This is a genomic window from Pseudomonas arcuscaelestis (genome assembly GCF_016881005.1).
GTDB classification, from domain to species: Bacteria; Pseudomonadota; Gammaproteobacteria; order Pseudomonadales; family Pseudomonadaceae; genus Aquipseudomonas; species Aquipseudomonas arcuscaelestis.
This window is the reverse complement of the sequence record NZ_JACOPV010000020.1, coordinates 99,746-118,548: the sequence shown is the minus strand read 5'-3', so window position 1 is coordinate 118,548 and position 18,803 is coordinate 99,746. Positions and strand designations below refer to the sequence as shown.

The 18,803-nt window shown below is 58.9% G+C and carries 15 protein-coding genes and 1 pseudogene; 12 read left to right on the top strand and 4 right to left on the bottom strand.

What is annotated here, in order from left to right; all coding sequences use genetic code 11:
- Window positions 1-120: 120 nt before the first annotated feature.
- The 4 genes and pseudogenes from H8F21_RS26005 to H8F21_RS25990 form a co-directional block, all read left to right on the top strand.
- Window positions 121-756 (top strand): annotated as a pseudogene (locus H8F21_RS26005) (hypothetical protein); the annotation flags it as partial.
- Window positions 753-1,685, top strand: coding sequence for a hypothetical protein (locus H8F21_RS26000; protein ID WP_203585637.1), 933 nt, complete (start codon window positions 753-755; stop codon window positions 1,683-1,685). The pseudogene H8F21_RS26005 and the gene H8F21_RS26000, both read left to right, overlap by 4 nt.
- A 94-nt stretch (window positions 1,686-1,779) precedes the next feature.
- Window positions 1,780-2,628: a hypothetical protein gene (locus H8F21_RS25995; RefSeq protein ID WP_413243052.1), complete on the top strand. Its 849-nt coding sequence runs from the start codon at window positions 1,780-1,782 to the stop codon at window positions 2,626-2,628.
- Window positions 2,625-3,410: a hypothetical protein gene (locus H8F21_RS25990; RefSeq protein WP_413243051.1), complete on the top strand. Its 786-nt coding sequence runs from the start codon at window positions 2,625-2,627 to the stop codon at window positions 3,408-3,410. Before H8F21_RS25995 ends, H8F21_RS25990 begins: the two co-directional genes overlap by 4 nt.
- A 250-nt stretch (window positions 3,411-3,660) precedes the next feature.
- Here the strand turns inward: H8F21_RS25990 and speA are convergent, their stop codons facing one another.
- The 4 genes from speA to H8F21_RS25970 form a co-directional block, all read right to left on the bottom strand.
- Complete coding sequence (speA, locus tag H8F21_RS25985; RefSeq protein WP_136478325.1) at window positions 3,661-5,574, bottom strand: arginine decarboxylase; 1,914 nt, start codon at window positions 5,572-5,574, stop codon at window positions 3,661-3,663.
- A gap of 153 nt (window positions 5,575-5,727) precedes the next feature.
- A complete protein-coding gene (locus H8F21_RS25980; RefSeq protein ID WP_136478326.1) occupies window positions 5,728-6,099 on the bottom strand; it encodes a translation initiation factor Sui1 in 372 nt (123 codons plus the stop codon).
- A 195-nt stretch (window positions 6,100-6,294) separates the two neighbouring features.
- On the bottom strand, window positions 6,295-6,831 hold the full coding sequence (locus H8F21_RS25975; RefSeq protein ID WP_203585636.1) for an NUDIX hydrolase: 537 nt from the start codon (window positions 6,829-6,831) through the stop codon (window positions 6,295-6,297).
- A gap of 3 nt (window positions 6,832-6,834) precedes the next feature.
- Window positions 6,835-7,908 carry a DUF2333 family protein gene (locus tag H8F21_RS25970; RefSeq protein ID WP_203585635.1) on the bottom strand — a complete coding sequence of 358 codons (1,074 nt, stop codon included), beginning with the start codon at window positions 7,906-7,908 and terminating at the stop codon, window positions 6,835-6,837.
- A gap of 281 nt (window positions 7,909-8,189) precedes the next feature.
- Here H8F21_RS25970 and H8F21_RS25965 point away from each other — a divergent pair, with 281 nt between their 5' ends.
- From H8F21_RS25965 to H8F21_RS25930, 8 genes are all read left to right on the top strand, one after another.
- Window positions 8,190-9,803, top strand: coding sequence for a response regulator (locus tag H8F21_RS25965; protein WP_203585634.1), 1,614 nt, complete (start codon window positions 8,190-8,192; stop codon window positions 9,801-9,803).
- 111 nt (window positions 9,804-9,914) lie between these two features.
- Complete coding sequence (locus H8F21_RS25960) at window positions 9,915-11,876, top strand: methyl-accepting chemotaxis protein (RefSeq protein ID WP_203585633.1); 1,962 nt, start codon at window positions 9,915-9,917, stop codon at window positions 11,874-11,876.
- Between the two features lie 109 nt (window positions 11,877-11,985).
- Window positions 11,986-13,779 carry a protein-disulfide reductase DsbD gene (locus H8F21_RS25955; protein ID WP_203478912.1) on the top strand — a complete coding sequence of 598 codons (1,794 nt, stop codon included), beginning with the start codon at window positions 11,986-11,988 and terminating at the stop codon, window positions 13,777-13,779.
- A gap of 173 nt (window positions 13,780-13,952) precedes the next feature.
- The gene (aroQ, locus tag H8F21_RS25950; protein ID WP_203478911.1) at window positions 13,953-14,405 is read left to right on the top strand and encodes a type II 3-dehydroquinate dehydratase; all 453 of its coding nucleotides are present in this window, start codon (window positions 13,953-13,955) and stop codon (window positions 14,403-14,405) included.
- A gap of 98 nt (window positions 14,406-14,503) precedes the next feature.
- Window positions 14,504-14,962: an acetyl-CoA carboxylase biotin carboxyl carrier protein gene (gene accB, locus H8F21_RS25945; protein WP_203478910.1), complete on the top strand. Its 459-nt coding sequence runs from the start codon at window positions 14,504-14,506 to the stop codon at window positions 14,960-14,962.
- 17 nt (window positions 14,963-14,979) lie between these two features.
- Window positions 14,980-16,335, top strand: coding sequence for an acetyl-CoA carboxylase biotin carboxylase subunit (accC, locus tag H8F21_RS25940; RefSeq protein ID WP_203478909.1), 1,356 nt, complete (start codon window positions 14,980-14,982; stop codon window positions 16,333-16,335).
- Between the two features lie 177 nt (window positions 16,336-16,512).
- The gene (gene prmA, locus H8F21_RS25935; protein WP_203478908.1) at window positions 16,513-17,391 is read left to right on the top strand and encodes a 50S ribosomal protein L11 methyltransferase; all 879 of its coding nucleotides are present in this window, start codon (window positions 16,513-16,515) and stop codon (window positions 17,389-17,391) included.
- Between the two features lie 40 nt (window positions 17,392-17,431).
- Window positions 17,432-18,730, top strand: coding sequence for a DUF3426 domain-containing protein (locus H8F21_RS25930; protein ID WP_203585632.1), 1,299 nt, complete (start codon window positions 17,432-17,434; stop codon window positions 18,728-18,730).
- Window positions 18,731-18,803 lie beyond the last annotated feature (73 nt).

Below are 18,803 nucleotides of genomic sequence, written 5' to 3'. Positions count from 1 at the left end.
GTAGCGTCTGCCGTTGAAATAGCATCACCATGATGGTGACGCGCTCCTCGGTACTCAGGTGACTGTATTGGGTAGACATGACAACACCTTACATCAGGTGTTGCACTTGCTCCTTGAGGCCGCCAAGTACCTTTACCCGTACGTTTCAATCGACAGCGCCGTGAAGTATGCGTACCGCAAGCAGATGGCGAGTACTGGATTGTCCCCTGGGAAAGCGTGACGGCAGCAGCCACGCAACATTCGTCAGTTAGCCAAGGTGGCAGAGCAACGATGGGAATGTTGTTCATTGGCTTCGAGAACCCAGATCCGCACGCCAAGGAGGATAACAAGCATTACTCGCTGGGCTTTGGCTGTGGCGGAGGTACTACGGCGATGGCCCTATGGGAGTGCATGCGCAGCTACATGGAGATTGGACCGGAAGCGGTTGAGGATCAGACCGCACGTTTCGACAGATCCAAGGGAATATGGGCCACATACCTGGAAGACCTTATCAAGGCTGCGAAATTACGAGGGTGGTTTGTAACCGTTTTGTGGGAAGGCTTCTGCGGCATTTTCATTTTTAACACGCTGCTTATCGACGTGCTTGAGCGCTGGAAACTGAATCCACCACCAGATTTAACCTACCCCGCCATCATCGAATGGTCCAAACCCCTGCCTCCAGAACAATGGGCCAAGCGTTCGCCTGAGCTCGAAGCTGCCATCGCCCAGCGTGAGTCCGAATTGCTCGCGCAGACGCAACACACGGAACAAACATGAGTACGCCACCCGCAGGCACCACTAAAAAACGGCTATTTTCGCGCAACGACTACTTGGCGCCATTGCCCATCCCTACCGGGAGAAAACCTTCCGATGTGCTCAACACCATATGGCGCAAGAACGACGTGTTTCTCGATATTGGTAATTACAATATCGGCTCTGCCGTGTTGGTTATTTGGCCGATGATCATACAATTTGCGGTTATTTATTACATCACGTCTGACACTTTAATATTGGGAGGCGGATTAGTCGTTGTGGGCATTCCTATCTTTTATGTGATCCTGGGCTTATTCAGCGAAGTACCTTTACCCGTGCGTTTCAATCGACAGCGCCGTGAAGTATGCGTACCGCAAGCAGATGGCGAGTACTGGATTGTCCTTTGGGAAAACGTGACAGCAGCAGCCACGCAGCATTCGTCGGTAAGCCAAGGTGGCAGAGCAACGATGGGGATGTTGTTCATTGGCTTTGAGAACCCAGATCCGCACGCCAAGGACGATAACAAGCATTACTCGCTAGGCTTCGGCTGTGGCGGAGGTATTACGGCGATGGCGCTCTGGGAGTGCATGCGCAGTTACATGGAGATAGGACCGGAAGCGGTTGAGGATGACACCGCACGTTTCGACAGATCCAAAGGAATATGGGCCACATACCTGGAAGACCTTATCAAGGCTGCAAGGTTAAGAGGGTGGTTTGTTACCGTTTTGTGGGAAGGCTTCTGCGGTATTTTCATCTTTAACACGCTGCTTATCGATGTACTTGAGCGCTGGAAACTGAATCCACCACCAGATTTAACCTACCCCGCCATCATCGAATGGTCCAAACCCCTACCGCCCGAACAATGGGCCAAGCGTTCTCCTGAGCTGGAAGCTGCCATCGCCCAGCGTGAAGCCGAACTGCTCGCGCAGACGCAACACACGGAACAAACATGAGTACGCCACCCGCAGGCACCACTAAAAAACGGCTGTTTTCACTAACGACTATTTAGCGCCATTGCCCATTCCCACCGGGAGAAAACCTTCCGATGTGCTCAACACCATATGGCGCAAGAACGACGTGTTTCTCGATATTGGTAATTACAGTATCGGGTCAGCGGTGATGGTGCTTTGGCCAATGGTAATGCTGTTCGCATTCATGGGATATCTGTTCAGGCATGATCAGGACGATATGCACATATTTGCGATCATGGTCACTTTTATCATCGGAATTCCTACCTTACTTCTGATTCAAGGTCTTTTCCGCGAAGTACCTTTACCCGTGCGTTTCAATCGACAGCGCCGTGAAGTATGCGTACCGCAAGCAGATGGTGAGTACTGGATTGTCCCTTGGGAAAGCGTGACGGCAGCAGCCACGCAACATTCGTCAGTAAGCCAGGGTGGTAGAACAACGATGGGCATGTTGTTCATTGGCTTTGAGAACCCAGATCCGCTCGCCAAGGAGGATAACAAGCATTACTCGCTGGGCTTTGGCTGTGGCGGAGGCACCACCGTGATGGCGCTATGGGAGTGCATGCGCAGTTACATGGAGATAGGACCGGAAGCAGTTGAGGATGATACCGCCCGTTTCGACAGATCCAAGGGAATATGGGCCACATACCTGGAAGACCTTATCAAGGCTGCGAAATTACGAGGGTGGTTTGTTACCGTTTTGTGGGAAGGCTTCTGCGGTATTTTCATCTTTAACACGCTGCTTATCGATGTACTTGAGCGCTGGAAACTGAATCCACCACCAGATTTAACCTACCCCGCCATCATCGAATGGTCCAAACCCCTACCGCCCGAACAATGGGCCAAGCGTTCTCCTGAGCTGGAAGCTGCCATCGCCCAGCGTGAAGCCGAACTGCTCGCGCAGACGCAACACACGGAACAAACATGAGTACGCCACCCGCAGGCACCACTAAAAAACGGCTGTTTTCATGTAACGACTATTTAGCGCCATTGCCCATTCCCACCGGGAGAAAACCTTCCGATGTGCTCAACACCATATGGCGCAAGAACGACGTGTTTCTCGATATTGGTAATTACAGTATCGGGTCAGCGGTGATGGTGCTTTGGCCAATGGTAATGCTGTTCGCATTCATGGGATATCTGTTCAGGCATGATCAGGACGATATGCACATATTTGCGATCATGGTCACTTTTATCATCGGAATTCCTACCTTACTTCTGATTCAGGGTCTTTTCCGCGAAGTACCTTTACCCGTGCGTTTCAATCGACAGCGCCGTGAAGTATGCGTACCGCAAGCAGATGGCGAGTACTGGATTGTCCCTTGGGAAAGCGTGACGGCAGCAGCCACGCAGCATTCGTCGGTAAGCCAAGGTGGCAGAGCAACGATGGGCATGTTGTTCATTGGCTTCGAGAACCCAGATCCGCACGCCAAGGAAGATAACAAGCATTACTCGCTGGGCTTTGGCTGTGGCGGAGGCACCACCGCGATGGCGCTATGGGAGTGCATGCGCAGTTACATGGAGATTGGGCCCGACGCAGCGCCAGAGGCTGTTACGCTTAACTTAGGTGGGACCCTGCGCGACTACATCGACTACATGCGCGATAAAGCTAAAACCCGCGGCTGGCTTCTGACGATACTGTGGGAAGGTATATTTGGCGTGTTTATTTTCAATGCCCCATTGGCTGGCTACCTCCGTGGAAAAAGCTGAATCCGCCTCCAAGCCTGGACTACCCCGCCATTATCGAATGGTCCAAACCCCTGCCTCCCGAACAATGGGCCAAGCGCTCTCCTGAGCTCGAAGCAGCCATCGCCCAGCGCGAGGCGCAATTGCTTTCAACCTAAGGGGAGCCGGCGTCCACGGTGGAGGACTGCTGGGCAGCCCCATCGCCGGCAAGGCCGACTCCTACTCAAGTCAGGTGCGACAACCTGAATAGAAGCGAGCTTGCTCCGCGATTGCGTCAGCTGGACAGGTACGAAGAACGGGTCAGGCCAAGGCGTAGTGCATCCAGGAACTGGGTGCGTTCACGCGCGGTGATCTTGGCGCTGGCGCACTTGTCGCGGTAGTGAGTCATCAACTCTTCCGGCGACAGGTGCACGTAACGCAGCATGTCTTCGATGGTGTCGTGGGTCTCGATACCGGCGTGGTACACGCTGCCGTTCGGGTTCTGGTAGATGTTCACCGAGTCGGTGTCACCAAACAGGTTGTGCATGTCCCCGAGAATTTCCTGGTAGGCGCCGACCAGGAAGATACCCAGCAGATAATCCTCACCTTCGTTGATGCCGTGCACCGGCATGCTGGTCTCGATGCTCTGCTCGTCGACGTACTGGTTGATCTTGCCATCGGAGTCGCAGGTCAGGTCTTGCAGCACGGCGCGGCGCATCGGCTCTTCATCGAGGCGGTGCAGCGGCAGAATCGGCAGTACCTGGCCGATGGCCCAGGTGTCGGGCAAGCTCTGGAAGACCGAGAAGTTGCAGATGTACTTGTCGGCAAGCTTGTCGTTGAGTTCGTCGAGCACCTGACGGTGCGAACGCTGACGCGCCTTGAGCGAGTTGTGCAGGCGACGGCACACGGCAAAGTAGCACTGCTCGGCCAACGCTTTCTCGGCCAGGGTGATCTTGCCGTCGGCATACTGCGCTGCCACATCACTCATGTAGTGCGTAGCACGCCAGTACGTTTCGGTGACCATCTCGATATCGGTCGGGCCCAACAGATCGGCCAGCGACTGAACCGTTTCGGGCAGGCTTTCCTTGTTTTCGATTACGGGCACTTCGTCGTTATGCTTCTCGACATCGGTAACCTGCACCACCAGCACGGCGTGGTGCGCCGTCAGCGAGCGACCGCTCTCAGAAAAAATGTGCGGATGCGGCAAGCCTTGGGCATCGCAGAACTCCTTGAGCATGCCGACCACGACACCGGCGTAATCGTCCATGTCGTAGTTGATCGAGCTGGCGTTGCGCGAATGGGTGCCGTCGTAGTCGACACCCAGGCCGCCACCCACGTCGATGTGATCGACAGGCAGGTTCAGGGCACGCAATTCGCCGTAATAACGAATAGCTTCCTTGAAGCCGTGCTGGTAGTCGGCAAGGTTGGCGATTTGCGAACCCATATGGAAGTGCAGCAAACGGATGCCCTGGTCCAGGCCCGCGTCACGGAAGCGCTGCACCACCGAGATCAGCTGCGCAGCCGACAGGCCGAACTTGGACTTTTCGCCACCGGTATCGGCCCACTTGCTCGATGCCAGCGACGACAGGCGCACACGCAGACCAACCTGCGGCTTGACCTTGAGGTCGGCCGCTTCTTCGATGACCAGCGCCACTTCAGATTCTTTTTCGATGACGATGAACACGTTGTGGCCAAGCTTCTGGCCCATCAGCGCCAGGCGAATGAACTCACGGTCCTTGTAACCGTTGCAGACGATGGTGCCGCCTTTAGGTGCCAGGGCCAGAACAGCCAACAGCTCAGGCTTGGAGCCCGCCTCCAGGCCGATGGAGACGTTCTGCGTGGCGATGATGTTTTCCACCACCGCTTCCTGCTGGTTGACCTTGATCGGGTACAGCGCGGTGTACTGGCTCTGGTATTCCAGGCGCGCGATATTGGCGTCAAAGGCACCGGTCAGCTGGCGCACGCGGTCTTGCAGGATGTCCGGGAAGCGGACCAACAGCGGCAGCGACAAACCGCTCTTGCGCAGGTCGTCGACCTGTTCGAACAAGTCGATCGGCGCGCTGCCAGGCCCGTTGGGGCGGACTTCGACGCGCCCGGCCTCGTTGATTGCGAAGTAACCGGCCCCCCAATGGCGAATTCCATAAACACTGCGGCTGTCCGCAACTGTCCATTGGCTGCCATCGTCTTTGCGTGTGCGTCGTACGGACATTGAAGTCCCCTATATAAAAAGTCGGATAACACCGGCCCGCGGACGGCGGGCGCAGTGTAAAACCTGGAAATGACGATTTTCCGTGTTCAGGGATAGACCCTTCCTACGGGAACGAGTTTAGAAAGCAAACTGCAAAAAATCGCGATGCGCTGTTCAGCCGCCGGACTTCTTCGCTTTAAAGCCCTGCTTGATCAGCTCTGCCAATAACAGCTCGACGTGATCGCCCTGAATTTCGATGACCCCGTCTTTCAACGCGCCGCCGGTTCCGCAACGACGCTTGAGCGTGGTTGCCAGGTCCTTGAGCTGTTCCAGGGGCAGCGGTACACCGCTGATGGTCGTCACCGTCTTGCCGCCACGGCCCTTGCTTTCGCGGCGCACGCGAGCAATGCCATCGCCTTCGGGGATGAGCGTCTGTTTGCAGATGCAGGCATCTATGGGTTTGCTGCAGTCCGGACAATGCCGACCTGCATCAGTGGAGAACACCAAGCCACCAAGGGCGGCAAATGATGCGGCTTTTTTGGCCACTTTTGATCCTCGTACGGTGAGGACAAAAACTGGTCGATGCCCTGGGCGGGGTATCGACCGCGAAGCCCCACTCTGGCAGGGGCAGCGCAACTGCCGCACACAGGGTGCGGCAGCCTTGAAAGGCCGCGCAGTGTAACGATAAATGCAGCGAATGCTAAGTACAAAACTGCGCCATTTTGCACGCTATTGGCGACTTCAGGCCCGACGGTCGATATAGCGTTGCAACGCAGCCAGTGAATCGGGGCAATAAGGCTGCTGCAGACTCTCTGCCAACGCCTGTTCGACGGGTACAAAACGCGCTTCGCTGACTTCCTCCGGTTGCAGGCGCAAAGGCCCGTCCCAGACAGCTGAAAACACCGCACACCAGAGCCGGTTGCCGGGCTGGTCGAAGAAAAACCGTTCGTGGGCAGTCAACTCGACACCTGCCACGCCCAACTCCTCTTCCAGCTCACGGGCGGCAGACTCGGCAAAGCTTTCATCGGCCTGGACCATGCCTCCGGCGGCCACATCCCAGTAGCCGGGATAAATCGCCTTGCTCTCGGTACGCCGGTGCACGCACAGCTCACCGGACGTGTTGAACAACAGAATGTAGGTGCCGCGTCCGATCAAGCCCTTTTCACGCAACTGGGCGCGGGGTACGGCGCCCAGGAGCTTGTCGTTTTCGTCTACCCAGGCAATCAGCTCGGCATCGGAGGCCGCGCGGTGCGCAGCCTCCTGCGTGGAGATAGCCATCGATCAGCCTTGGGACAGCAGTTGGCGCAGGTCGATCACCGCAGCGTTGGCACGCGAGATGTAGTTGGCCATGACCAGCGAGTGGTTGGCCCACATGCCGAAGCCACTGCCGTTGAGCACCATTGGGCTCCACAGCGGTTCCTGGGAAGCCTCAAGCTCGCGGATGATCTGGCGTACGCTGACGGTGGCGTTCTTCTTCGCCAGAACATCGGCAAAGTCCACCTCGATGGCGCGCAGCAGGTGCGACAGCGCCCAGGCCTGACCACGGGCCTCATAGAAGACGTTGTCGATCTGCAGCCAAGGCGTCTCCACCACTTCTTCGTCCAGCTGCGGCGCCTGGCCGGCGATCACTGTCTCGGTTTTCAGGCTGCTGTTGAGCTTGACCCGACCCACGCTGGCCGACAGGCGCTGTGAGAGCGAACCCAAACGAGTGGCAACGTCGCCCAGCCAGTTGTTGAGGTTGTCGGCACGGGTATAAAACAGCGCGCCCTGCTGATCCGGGGAAGCCAGACGTTTCTGGTAGCGGCTCAGGGAGTTGATGCCTTCCTGGAACTCCGACTCGCTCGAGGGCAGGATCCAGCTCTTGTTGTCAAAGTTGAAGCGCGGCTCGGCCTTGGCCAGATCAGCGTCTTCGGCCGACTGCGATTGCGAACGAGCGAAGTCCTTGCGCAGTGCCCGGCTCAGGTCGCGGACCTGAACCAGTACGCCGTATTCCCAGCTCGGCATGTTGTCCATCCACAATCCTGGTGGAAAGCGGTCGTTGGAAATGTAGCCACCCGGCTTGTTGAGCAAGGTACCCGCAACGGTTTTCAGGGTTTCAACGGTGGTGTAGCCAACCACCATCTGCTGGCCGGTCTTCTCGGCGGCAGCCTGGGCATTCTGCTGGACGGGGAACAAGTCCGGCTCGGCACTCCAGTACCAGCCAAGACCGATGCACACCAACAGATACAGGCCAATCAGCGTGCCCAGGGCTCGGCTGAAGAACAACCCGCCGAAATAACTGCGAGTGGCGGCACTGCGCGGCTCTACCCGCTCACGCGCCTCGGCTTTGCCTGTACGGTTTTTCCAATCCAGCATGGCGTTGTCCTTTCTGTCACGTCGGTTCAAGGGGTTCGACCGCAACCCCCGGGCTTCGTGCCAGCGCTGTACGGTTTTTCCGCGCGCGCCGCCTGCCGGGGTCGGCAAGTATCGCTGCACTATAAATCAAGGAGGTCGGTTCGCATAAGCGACTATCGAGTCAACAAATGAATAAGCAAACCTATACAGATAATTGATACAAGACACTCGATTGTCCAGCAAGTGGTGCTAGCATAGAGCCATTACTCGAACTGCCTCACCCTTAAATAAGTAGTCAGGACATGACCGAGCCAGAAGACCCCAATCGTGAGCGCCTCAAACAGCACTTTGCCCAGCGGGTCATTCACCAGGCTCGGCAGATCCTGGAAATCTGGCAGCGCCTGCAGCGCAGCGAGTGGTCGACTGGCGATCTGGGCGAACTGTGCGAGGCCAACCTGCGCCTGCAACGCTACGCAGAACGCTTCGAACAGCCGGAACATAGCCAGCTGGCCGAGGCCATCGGCCAAACCCTGGCGGCGGTCGAAGCCAACAGCGCACGCTTGAGCAGTACCCTCATCAGTGAGTTAAACCGCTTGATGCAGCGCTTGTCGCGCACTGGCCTGCGCCAGGGCGACCTGCTTGAACAGGTGCCGCTGCCACCCCTGCGCAAGCCGGTCTACATCATGCTCCAGGACCACGACCGCGCAGAACGCCTGGCTCAACAATTGGAGTTCTTCGGCCTGGGTGTACAAGCCCTGTACAGCGCTGAAGCCTTTCGCGCCTCCATGAGCGAGCGCTTGCCGTCGGTCATTGTCATGGATGTCGACTTCACGGGCAGCGGTATTGGCCTGCAATTGGCAGCCCAGGCCCAGCAAGGCCTGGAACAACGCGTACCGTTGCTGTTCTTCAGCCTGCATGAAACCGACACACCCACGCGGCTTGCCGCAGTTCGCGCCGGGGGCCAGGAATTTCTGACCGGCACGCTGGAAGCCTCCAGCCTGTTGGAAAAGGTTGAACTCCTGACCAGCGTCACCCAATACGAGCCTTTCAAGGTGCTGATCATCGACGACTCCCGGGCACAGGCCATGCACACCGAGCGGTTGCTCAACAGTGCCGGCATCGTCACCCGGGCGCTCACCGACCCGATCCGGACCATGGCCGAGCTGGCAGACTTCCAGCCCGACCTGATCATCCTCGACATGTATATGCCCGACTGCACCGGCACGGAACTGGCCAAGGTGATTCGCCACAACGACCGTTATGTCAGCGTGCCGATCATTTATTTGTCAGCCGAGGATGACCTCGACAAGCAACTCGACGCCATGAGCGAAGGCGGCGATGACTTCCTGACCAAGCCGATCCGATCGCGTCACCTGATTACCACGGTGCGCAACCGCGCCTCGCGGGCACGCAATCTGAAAGCACGGATGGTTCGCGACAGCCTCACCGGCCTGTATAACCACACCCATATCCTGCAATTGCTCGAAGACTGCAGCTTCCGCGCTCGACGCGAAGAACAGCCGCTGAGCTTTGCCATGCTCGACATCGACCACTTCAAGAAGGTCAATGACAGCCACGGCCACCCCATGGGTGATCGCGTGATCAAGAGCCTGGCGCTGTTTCTCAAACAGCGTTTACGCAAGACCGACTTCATCGGCCGCTACGGTGGAGAAGAATTCGCCATCGTAATGCCCAATACCGACCTGAGCGCCGCCCATAAGGTGCTCGATGAGATCCGTCGACGCTTTGCCGAGATCCACTACCCTGCTCAACCGAAGGATCTTTCCTGCACCTTCAGCGCCGGCGTGGTGCAGTTGAGTGGCGAGCTTGATGCCCTGAGCATGGCCACCTCTGCCGATGAAGCCCTGTACCGGGCCAAAGGTGCCGGGCGCAATCGGGTACAGCGCGTCGATTAAACAAGGCAAAGTGCCACTTTTTTTAATCTCAGGCCTTGCTTCGTCATAACCCGGTCACAAAAACGCAATAACTTCAGGCGCTTACCATTCGACCGTTGGTAGATCCTGCGCATGCGCCTGAAGCTGCTCACCAATTTCAATACCCTGTTGCTGGTAACCGTCTGTATCGCCCTGGGCGCTACATTGTGGTGGTCACAGCGCGCCCTGGAGCGCCCTTACCTGATCATGGAGCGTTACCTGTCACTGTCGCAGCAGTTTCAGAACCAGGCAGCCCGCAATATCCTCGACTACCTCAACAACGGTGACGCCTTGCGCCATGCCGCTGCGGTCCAGGCGACCACTGCGCTGCAAGAGCAGCTTGCGCAACTCCCGGCAGCGCTGGCCGCGCCTTTACGACCAAGCCTGGACAGCCTGCAGGGTTTTGCGGGCAACGAACTCCTGGCCGCCGGCAAGTTGGCGGGAGATCCGCAGGCGTTATTGCTTCAAGCAGAGCGCGAACTGGGGGCAAGCCTCGAACAATTGGCCGGCTACGCTCAAACCAGCAACAGTAGCGATGCCCCGCGCTACTGGGCACCGCTGTTCCAGGCATCCCTGCACCTTTCGCGGTTGTCGCTTGCCCGCGACAAGCTGGTCAGCAGTGGCCGTAGCGCGCTGGCGGACGAGGTGGAACGCGAGCTTCAGCAAATCCTCGCCCAGGCCCAGGCACTCGATGAACTGCCGCTGCTTGGCGTCACTGCCGCACGGGAGTCGAACGCCGATGACTTTGCTGCCCTCATGGGGCTGGAGACCCAGGCCAGCGGTGAGACCGAAGACACCGGGGTTGCGCTAAAGCGCGAGCTGAACAGCCTGATCAAGCGCTACCCCGGTGAATTGCAGCGCACCCGCGAGCAAATCCAGCGCCGCAGCGGACTGGCCGAGCGCACACACCAACAGCTTGATGCCATGCAACAGTCCATTGCTGCACTTGAACCTGAAGTACGCAGCCAGCACGCCGCGATTAACGGCGAAGTACGACTGATCCAAGGTCTGATGATTGCACTGATTCTGGTGATCGCGCTCTTGATCGACACGCTGCAACGGCGCCTGGCACGGGTACTGACCAACCTGGCACCGGCCCTTTCGCGCTGGGCCGAAGGTAATTTCGCTGACGCCATCGCACTGGGCAAAAGCAACCGCGAAATGCACGACATTCAGGATTCACTCAATCGCCTGCGCCTGTACCTGGTGGAGCTGGTCGGGACCCTTCGCAACAATGCCGAACAAGTGGCCGGCAGTAGTCGTGCCTTGGCGGGTATGAGCAGCGCGTTGCACGCTGGTGCCGAACGCCAGGCCGCTGACACCGCGCAGATACGTGATGCCTTGGGCGAGTTGGAGGCCACCATTTCTCAAGTGGCTGGCGATGCCAGTCATGCCGCCGACGCCAGCCATGATGCCGGGCATGCGGTGCAGCAAAGCCAGGTGGTGATCGGCCAGAGTCTGACCGGCCTGCACGCGCTGGTTGATGAAGTGCAAGGCAACGCACAGATGATCGAACAATTGGCTGAAGAGTCGGCCACCATCGGTGGCGTACTCACCGTCATTCGCTCAATTGCCGAGCAAACCAACCTGCTGGCCTTGAACGCGGCGATTGAAGCGGCGCGGGCCGGAGAAATGGGCCGTGGCTTTGCCGTGGTCGCAGAAGAAGTGCGCTCACTGGCGCAGCGTACTACCGGGGCTACCGGTGAAATCCAGACCTTGATCGGCCGCTTGCAGCAAGCTGCCCGCGACTCTGTACAAGGTATGCGCGCCCAGCTTGAACATGCTGAAGCCACGGCTAGCCAGGCGCAGGCAGCCGATGGCGCACTGGATGAAATTGTCGCAGCGATCCAGACCATTTCCGCGACTGCAGTGCGCATTGCCGATGTAACCGCGCAGCAAAGTGGCGCGGTCAGCGAGATTCGCAACCACAGCGAGCGCATCCATGATCTGGGCGAAGACAACCTTCAACGCATTGGTGAAGGCCGTGAACAGGGTGAGCAATTGCTCAGGTTGGGCGGCGAGCTGAACACCGCAGTGCGGGCGTTTCGGCTGTAGTGCCATAGCGCAGGCAAGGCCTGTGCCCACCAGAGCGCAAATCGCCGGCCGCCTGCTGCGCTGGCAAAACTCCGTTATCATGCAGGCTGTTCTGTACAGCGAGACCGCCATGCGCCGCCTGTTTTGCCTGATTTTCCTGGTCCTGGCCCTACCCGCCTTCGGTGCCGGCCTGCTCGACAACCGCCCCAGTGCGACGCTGGGAGCGGCATCCCTGAACAACAGCGCCGACTTCCTGCCGGTGCACGAAGCGTTCAAATTGAGCGTGATCCAAAGCGACGCGCAAACCATAAAACTGCGTTTTGTCGCTACCGATGGCTACTACCTGTACCGTCATCGCTTCCAGTTTCGCACCGAGCCTGCGGACATCGCCCTGGGCACAGCGCTGATCCCGCCGGGTGAAGCCAAGCACGACGAGTTCTTCGGCGACGTCGAGGTTTACCACGGCATCCTTGATATCGATATTCCCCGTCCGGCGACCGAGCAGCGCCCCTTTACCTTGCTGGTGGGCTACCAGGGCTGTGCCGATAAAGGATTGTGCTATCCACCGGAAACCGCGCGCCTGAGTATCGATGGCAGCGGTATCGCACCTGCTGCCATCGATGTGCCGCAGGGAGCGGCAAAGGTCTGGACCTGGAAAGAGCTGTTGTTGTTTTTCCTCGCGGGTGTCGGCCTGACCTTTACTCCGTGCGTATTGCCCATGCTGCCGATTCTCTCCGGCGTGGTTCTGCGCGGACAGGTGGGCGGTTGGCGCGGCTTCAGTCTGTCGTTGGCCTACGTACTCCCCATGGCCGTCTGTTTCGCTCTTCTCGGTGCATTGATGGGGCTGTTCGGCGCAGGCATGAACCTGCAGGCGCGCCTGCAGTCGGCCTGGGTGCTGGTGCCGTTTTCGCTGTTCTTCGTTGTGTTTGCGCTGGCGATGTTCGGCCTATTCGAACTGAAGCTGCCGCACGCCATCAGTCATCGTCTCGAACGACTTGTTGGCCAGACCAAAGGCGGATCGCTGCTCGGCGCGGCCGTGCTCGGCGTGTTCTCAAGCCTGCTGGTTTCACCTTGTGTGTCGGCACCGCTGGCCGGAGCCTTGCTCTATATCAGCGCCAGTGGCGATGCCCTGGGCGGCGCGCTGAAACTGTTCGCCCTGGGCTTGGGTATGGGCGCGCCACTGCTGTTGGTCGCGACAGGCGGGGCGGCCTGGCTACCGAAAAGCGGTCCTTGGTTGGTTACCGTGAAAAACGCCATCGGCGTGCTATTGCTGGGCTTGGCCATCGGCCTGCTCAGCCGGGTACTGCCTGGCCAGATCACCCTGCTGCTGGTGGGTTTGCTGAGTGCTGGCGTTGCCGTGTTCCTTGGCGCCCTGGAGTTCACAGTAAAAACCACGCGCCAGCGCTTGGCCCAATTACTGGGCCTTTTGCTGCTGGTCTATGCCCTGGCCTGCTGGTACGGCGCATTGAGTGGCCAGACCGATCCTCTGCGGCCTTTGCCACACGCCACAGCATCGGCCTCGGGCGCGGTCACCCAGGCCAGTAACCACAACGACTGGCAGACCGTGACCACCCCGGCAGCCCTCGACAGCGCCCTGGCTCAGGCCAAGGCTGCAGCGAAGCCGGTGGTGCTGGACTGGTACGCCGACTGGTGCATCAGTTGCAAGGTCATCGAGCACGAGGTGCTGACCGCCCCGGCGGTGCAACGTCAGCTTGAGAAGTACACCCTGGTGCGCTTCGACATGACCGAAAGCAACGCCGACCAACGTGCCTTGCTCGACCGCTACCAGTTGTTCGGCCCTCCCGCTCTTTTGTTCTTTGATGCGAACGGCAGCGAAAAAACCAGCGCTCGGGTAGTAGGTGAGACAAACGCCGGCGAATTTGCCGAGCATCTGACGCGCATTGGCGCCGATCTGGGTCTATAACTTCTTCTGGCTGCTGAAATGCCATCAGCGATGACCGAAATTAATAAATTAGTCACATATTTGGCGTGAATCTCGGTCATCGTGCTGGCTATTGTCGGCAACTGGACACTGCCCGCCGGTTTACGGCATAGTCGCCGCGCAACGTTTGTGCCTAACGATAAAAGGAAACACAGATGGCAACGCTTCTGGTGCTGCACGGCCCCAACCTGAACCTGCTTGGCACCCGCGAACCGGGGGTCTATGGCGCCATTACTCTGGCTCAGATCAACCAGGACCTGGAGCAGCGGGCTCGCGCCGCCGGCCATCACCTGCAGTATCTGCAAAGCAATGCCGAGTACGAATTGATCGACCGCATCCATGCCGCGCGCAGCGAAGGTGTCGACTTTATCCTGATAAATCCGGCTGCTTTCACGCATACAAGCGTCGCATTACGTGACGCATTGCTGGCTGTGAGCATCCCATTCATCGAAGTGCATCTCTCTAACGTGCACAAGCGTGAACCTTTTCGCCATCACTCCTACTTTTCAGATGTTGCTGTAGGCGTGATCTGCGGCCTGGGCGCCAGCGGTTATCGGCTGGCCCTGGAGTCTGCCCTGGAACACCTGGCTGCTAACGCAAAGCCCTGATGACGAGAACCTGGCCTGTAGGCCGGGGCTCACAAGAAACGTTTGCTAACACGTTTTTATATTTACGCCCCTGACCGAACCTTGGGAGTTGATGATTAATGGATATCCGTAAAGTCAAGAAACTGATCGAACTGCTGGAAGAGTCTGGCATCGACGAGCTGGAGATCAAGGAAGGCGAAGAATCCGTACGGATCAGCCGTCACAGCAAAACTCCAGCCCAGCAGTATTACGCTCCGGCTCCAGTCGCCGCTGCTCCAGTTGCCGCGCCTGCTGCTGCCGCAGCACCTGCCGCCGCCGAAGCACCCGCCGCGCCTAAACTGAACGGCACCGTTGCTCGTTCGCCAATGGTCGGCACCTTCTACCGTAAAGCCTCGCCTACTTCGCCATCCTTCGTCGAAGTCGGCCAGACCGTGAAAAAAGGCGACACGCTGTGCATCGTCGAAGCCATGAAAATGATGAACCACATCGAAGCTGAAGCCAGCGGTGTGATCGAATCCATTCTGGTAGAAGACGGTCAGCCGGTTGAGTACGACCAGCCGCTGTTCACCATCGTTTGAACCGCGGAGAGCCAACGATGTCTGCGAAGCTGGAAAAAGTCCTGATTGCCAACCGCGGGGAAATTGCCCTGCGGATCCTGCGTGCCTGCAAAGAGATGGGCATCAAGACCGTCGCCGTACACTCCACGGCCGACCGTGAACTGATGCACCTGGGCCTGGCCGACGAATCGGTTTGCATTGGCCCGGCGTCCTCCAAGGACTCCTACCTGCATATCCCGGCGATCATCGCCGCCGCAGAAGTCACCGGCGCAACCGCCATTCACCCAGGCTACGGCTTCCTCGCGGAAAACGCCGACTTCGCCGAGCAAGTGGAAAACTCCGGCTTCGCCTTCATCGGCCCAAAAGCTGATACCATTCGCCTGATGGGCGACAAGGTTTCAGCCAAGGACGCGATGATCAAGACTGGCGTCCCAACTGTTCCGGGCTCCGACGGCCCGTTGCCGGAAGACGAAGAAACCGCACTGGAAATCGCCCGCAAGGTTGGCTACCCGGTGATCATCAAGGCCGCCGGCGGCGGCGGTGGTCGCGGTATGCGCGTGGTGCACAAGGAAGAGGATCTGATCGCCTCGGCCAAGCTGACCCGCACCGAAGCTGGCGCTGCGTTCGGCAACCCGATGGTCTACCTCGAGAAGTTCCTGACCAACCCACGCCACGTGGAAGTCCAGGTCCTGTCCGACGGCCAGGGCAATGCCGTACACCTGGGTGATCGCGACTGCTCGCTGCAGCGCCGCCACCAAAAGGTTCTGGAAGAAGCGCCGGCACCAGGTATCGATGAAAAAGCCCGCCAGGAAGTCTTCAAGCGCTGTGTCGATGCGTGCATCGAGATTGGCTACCGTGGCGCCGGCACCTTCGAGTTCCTCTACGAAAACGGTAGTTTCTACTTCATCGAAATGAACACCCGTGTTCAGGTGGAGCACCCGGTTTCGGAGATGGTCACCGGTATCGACATCGTCAAGGAGATGCTCAGCATCGCCGCAGGCAACAAGCTGTCGTTCACCCAGGATGACGTGGTAATTCGTGGTCACTCCCTGGAGTGCCGGATCAACGCCGAAGACCCACGCAAGTTCATCCCGAGCCCTGGCACCGTCAAGCATTTCCACGCTCCAGGCGGCAACGGCGTTCGCGTCGATTCGCACCTGTACAGCGGCTACGCGGTACCGCCGAACTACGACTCGCTGATCGGCAAGCTGATCACCTACGGCAAAGACCGTGACGAAGCCATGGCCCGCATGCGCAATGCCCTGGACGAAATCGTCGTCGACGGCATCAAGACCAACATCCCGCTGCACCGCGACCTGGTGCGTGATGAAGGTTTCTGCAAAGGTGGCGTAAACATTCACTATCTGGAACACAAACTGGCTAACCAGGAGTGATTCGGCAAGTGATGTAAAAAAGACCCCGGTCCATTGACCGGGGTCTTTTTTTTGCACCCGATTTTTCAGCACACCGCAGCAGGCGATGCATTTCCACAAACCGCCTCCACTCAAGTAAACTGGCGGGCTTCGCGCAGCCTTGAGCTGCCCCAGTAGATTTTTCCAAAGGTGCCCGCCATGCCTTGGCTGCAAGTACGTCTGGCCATCAGCCCGGAACAAGCCGAAACCTATGAAGATGCCCTGCTCGAAGTAGGCGCGGTTTCGGTCACCTTCATGGACGCCGAAGATCAGCCGATTTTCGAACCGGACCTCAACACCACACCGTTGTGGTCGCACACGCACCTGCTGGCGCTGTTCGAAGCCGATACCGATGCCGACGCCGTGTTCGCCCACCTGCAATTGCTGACCGACGCGGCATTGCCCGAGCACCAGGCAGAAGTCATCGAAGACCAGGATTGGGAACGTAGCTGGATGGACAACTTCCAGCCGATGCGTTTCGGTCAACGCCTGTGGATCGTGCCAAGCTGGCATACCGCGCCGGAGCCAGACGCCGTCAACCTGTTGCTCGATCCAGGCCTGGCCTTCGGCACAGGCACCCACCCGACCACCGCCCTGTGCCTTGAGTGGCTGGACGGCCAGGACCTCAAAGACGCCCAGGTCCTCGACTTCGGTTGTGGTTCCGGGATTCTGGCCATCGCTTCGCTGCTACTTGGCGCCCGCGAAGCCGTGGGCACTGACATCGATGTCCAGGCCCTGGAAGCCTCCCGCGACAATGCCGGGCGCAATGGCATTGCCGACGAGAAGTTCGCCTTGTACCTGCCAGAACACATGCCGGCCATGCAGGCTGATGTGCTGGTCGCCAACATTTTGGCTGGCCCGCTGGTTTCCCTGGCGCCGCAATTATCGACGCTGGTCCGCCCAGGTGGACTGCTGGCACTTTCCGGAATCCTCGCCGAACAAGGCGACGAGGTTGCCGCAGCTTACACCAAGGACTTCGATCTCGACCCGATCACCGTTCGTGACGGCTGGGTACGCATCAGTGGTCGCCGCCGTTAAGCGCGCCTAGAATAAACTTCTGTATAACCCGGACCGCCGCATGACCGATAGTTTCGTCACCCAGTGCCCGCATTGCCAGACCAGCTTTCGCGTCAACCACAACCAGTTGAGCGTGGCGCGCGGCGTGGTGCGTTGCGGCGCCTGCCTGCAGGTGTTCAACGCCGCCAAACAGCTGTTGGAGCAAAGTGCGGCGCAACAGCCTGTGGTCGAACCCACTAGCGTTGAGCCAGCAGTGCCTGTGCCTGCCCCTACACCGGTTCCCGCTCCTGCGGCGCCTGCCAGTGCGCGCGAATGGAGCGCTGCCGAGCTGGACCTCGACCAGCTTGACCTGGACCAAGAGCTGGCGCGCCTGGAACAACGGGAAATCCAGCCGACCACCGAGTTCAGGGCTGTTCCTCCTCGCGAGGACAGCCTCAGCGCTCAACGCGACGAGCCGGAGAGCGACGACCAGCACTGGCCCGACAGCCTGTTCAGCACCCCAGCCAGTGAGCGCGAAACCCTGGCCGAAACGCTCGACGAGCCACAGCCGCCGTTGATTGAGCAAGAACCACTGGACCTCGCCCCGGCTCCGGGCGAGCGCACCGAGCCGTCGCTGTCGCTGGATCCGGAGATCCTCGATGACGATCTGGACGAAACCCCACATCATCCCCAGCCGATTTTAGACGATCTCGATGAAATGCCCGGCGAGCGCCTGTCGGCCAAAGCGCCCGAGGACGATCTCGACGCACTCGATAGCGATCTTGACGAGCGCCGCGAACCTGGCCTGGGCCCAGTATCAAGCCGCCCCGCGCGCAAAGAGCCGCTGCTCGACCTGGTCGACGACCCCCTGCAACTGGACTGGCAGAAACCCAAGGCGCACTGGGGCAAGCGTCTACTATGGATCCTGCTGGTGCTGCTGGCTGCGGGCGCCCTGGCGGGCCAATACATCTGGTACCACTTCGATGAACTGGCCCGCCAAGACCAGTATCGCCCGTGGTTCCAGCAGATCTGCCCGCAAGTGGGCTGCAAAGTGCCGTCACGCGTCGACATCGAGCGGATCAAAAGTAGCAACCTGGTGGTACGCAGCCATCCGGACTTCAATGGCGCCCTGATCGTCGATGCAATCATCTACAACCGTGCGCCCTTCTCCCAGCCGTTCCCGTTGCTGGAACTGCGTTTCGCCGACCTCAATGGTCAACTGATTGCCAGCCGACGCTTCAAACCCGCCGAGTACCTCAGCGGTGAACTGGCCGGCAAGGGTGAGATGCCTAGCCAGGTGCCTATCCACATCGCCCTGGACATCCTCGATCCGGGGCCCAAGGCGGTCAATTACAGCTTGAGCTTCCGCTCGCCGGAATGATCGGGCGGTTACAAGCGCCGAGCTGCAAGCCACATGAAAACTCGGCCATACGCCGATCTTCCTTGGCTTGCAG

Excerpts from the sequence above, each read along its gene's own strand:
- accC (WP_203478909.1), top strand. The coding sequence starts at position 14,980 with ATGTCTGCGAAGCTGGAAAAAGTCCTGATTGCCAACCGCGGGGAAATT.
- H8F21_RS25970 (WP_203585635.1), bottom strand. The coding sequence starts at position 7,908 with ATGCTGGATTGGAAAAACCGTACAGGCAAAGCCGAGGCGCGTGAGCGG.
- prmA (WP_203478908.1), top strand. The coding sequence starts at position 16,513 with ATGCCTTGGCTGCAAGTACGTCTGGCCATCAGCCCGGAACAAGCCGAA.
- H8F21_RS25955 (WP_203478912.1), top strand. The coding sequence starts at position 11,986 with ATGCGCCGCCTGTTTTGCCTGATTTTCCTGGTCCTGGCCCTACCCGCC.
- H8F21_RS25990 (WP_413243051.1), top strand. The coding sequence starts at position 2,625 with ATGAGTACGCCACCCGCAGGCACCACTAAAAAACGGCTGTTTTCATGT.
- H8F21_RS25965 (WP_203585634.1), top strand. The coding sequence starts at position 8,190 with ATGACCGAGCCAGAAGACCCCAATCGTGAGCGCCTCAAACAGCACTTT.
- H8F21_RS25930 (WP_203585632.1), top strand. The coding sequence starts at position 17,432 with ATGACCGATAGTTTCGTCACCCAGTGCCCGCATTGCCAGACCAGCTTT.
- H8F21_RS25975 (WP_203585636.1), bottom strand. The coding sequence starts at position 6,831 with ATGGCTATCTCCACGCAGGAGGCTGCGCACCGCGCGGCCTCCGATGCC.
- speA (WP_136478325.1), bottom strand. The coding sequence starts at position 5,574 with ATGTCCGTACGACGCACACGCAAAGACGATGGCAGCCAATGGACAGTT.
- H8F21_RS26000 (WP_203585637.1), top strand. The coding sequence starts at position 753 with ATGAGTACGCCACCCGCAGGCACCACTAAAAAACGGCTATTTTCGCGC.
- accB (WP_203478910.1), top strand. The coding sequence starts at position 14,504 with ATGGATATCCGTAAAGTCAAGAAACTGATCGAACTGCTGGAAGAGTCT.
- H8F21_RS25960 (WP_203585633.1), top strand. The coding sequence starts at position 9,915 with ATGCGCCTGAAGCTGCTCACCAATTTCAATACCCTGTTGCTGGTAACC.
- aroQ (WP_203478911.1), top strand. The coding sequence starts at position 13,953 with ATGGCAACGCTTCTGGTGCTGCACGGCCCCAACCTGAACCTGCTTGGC.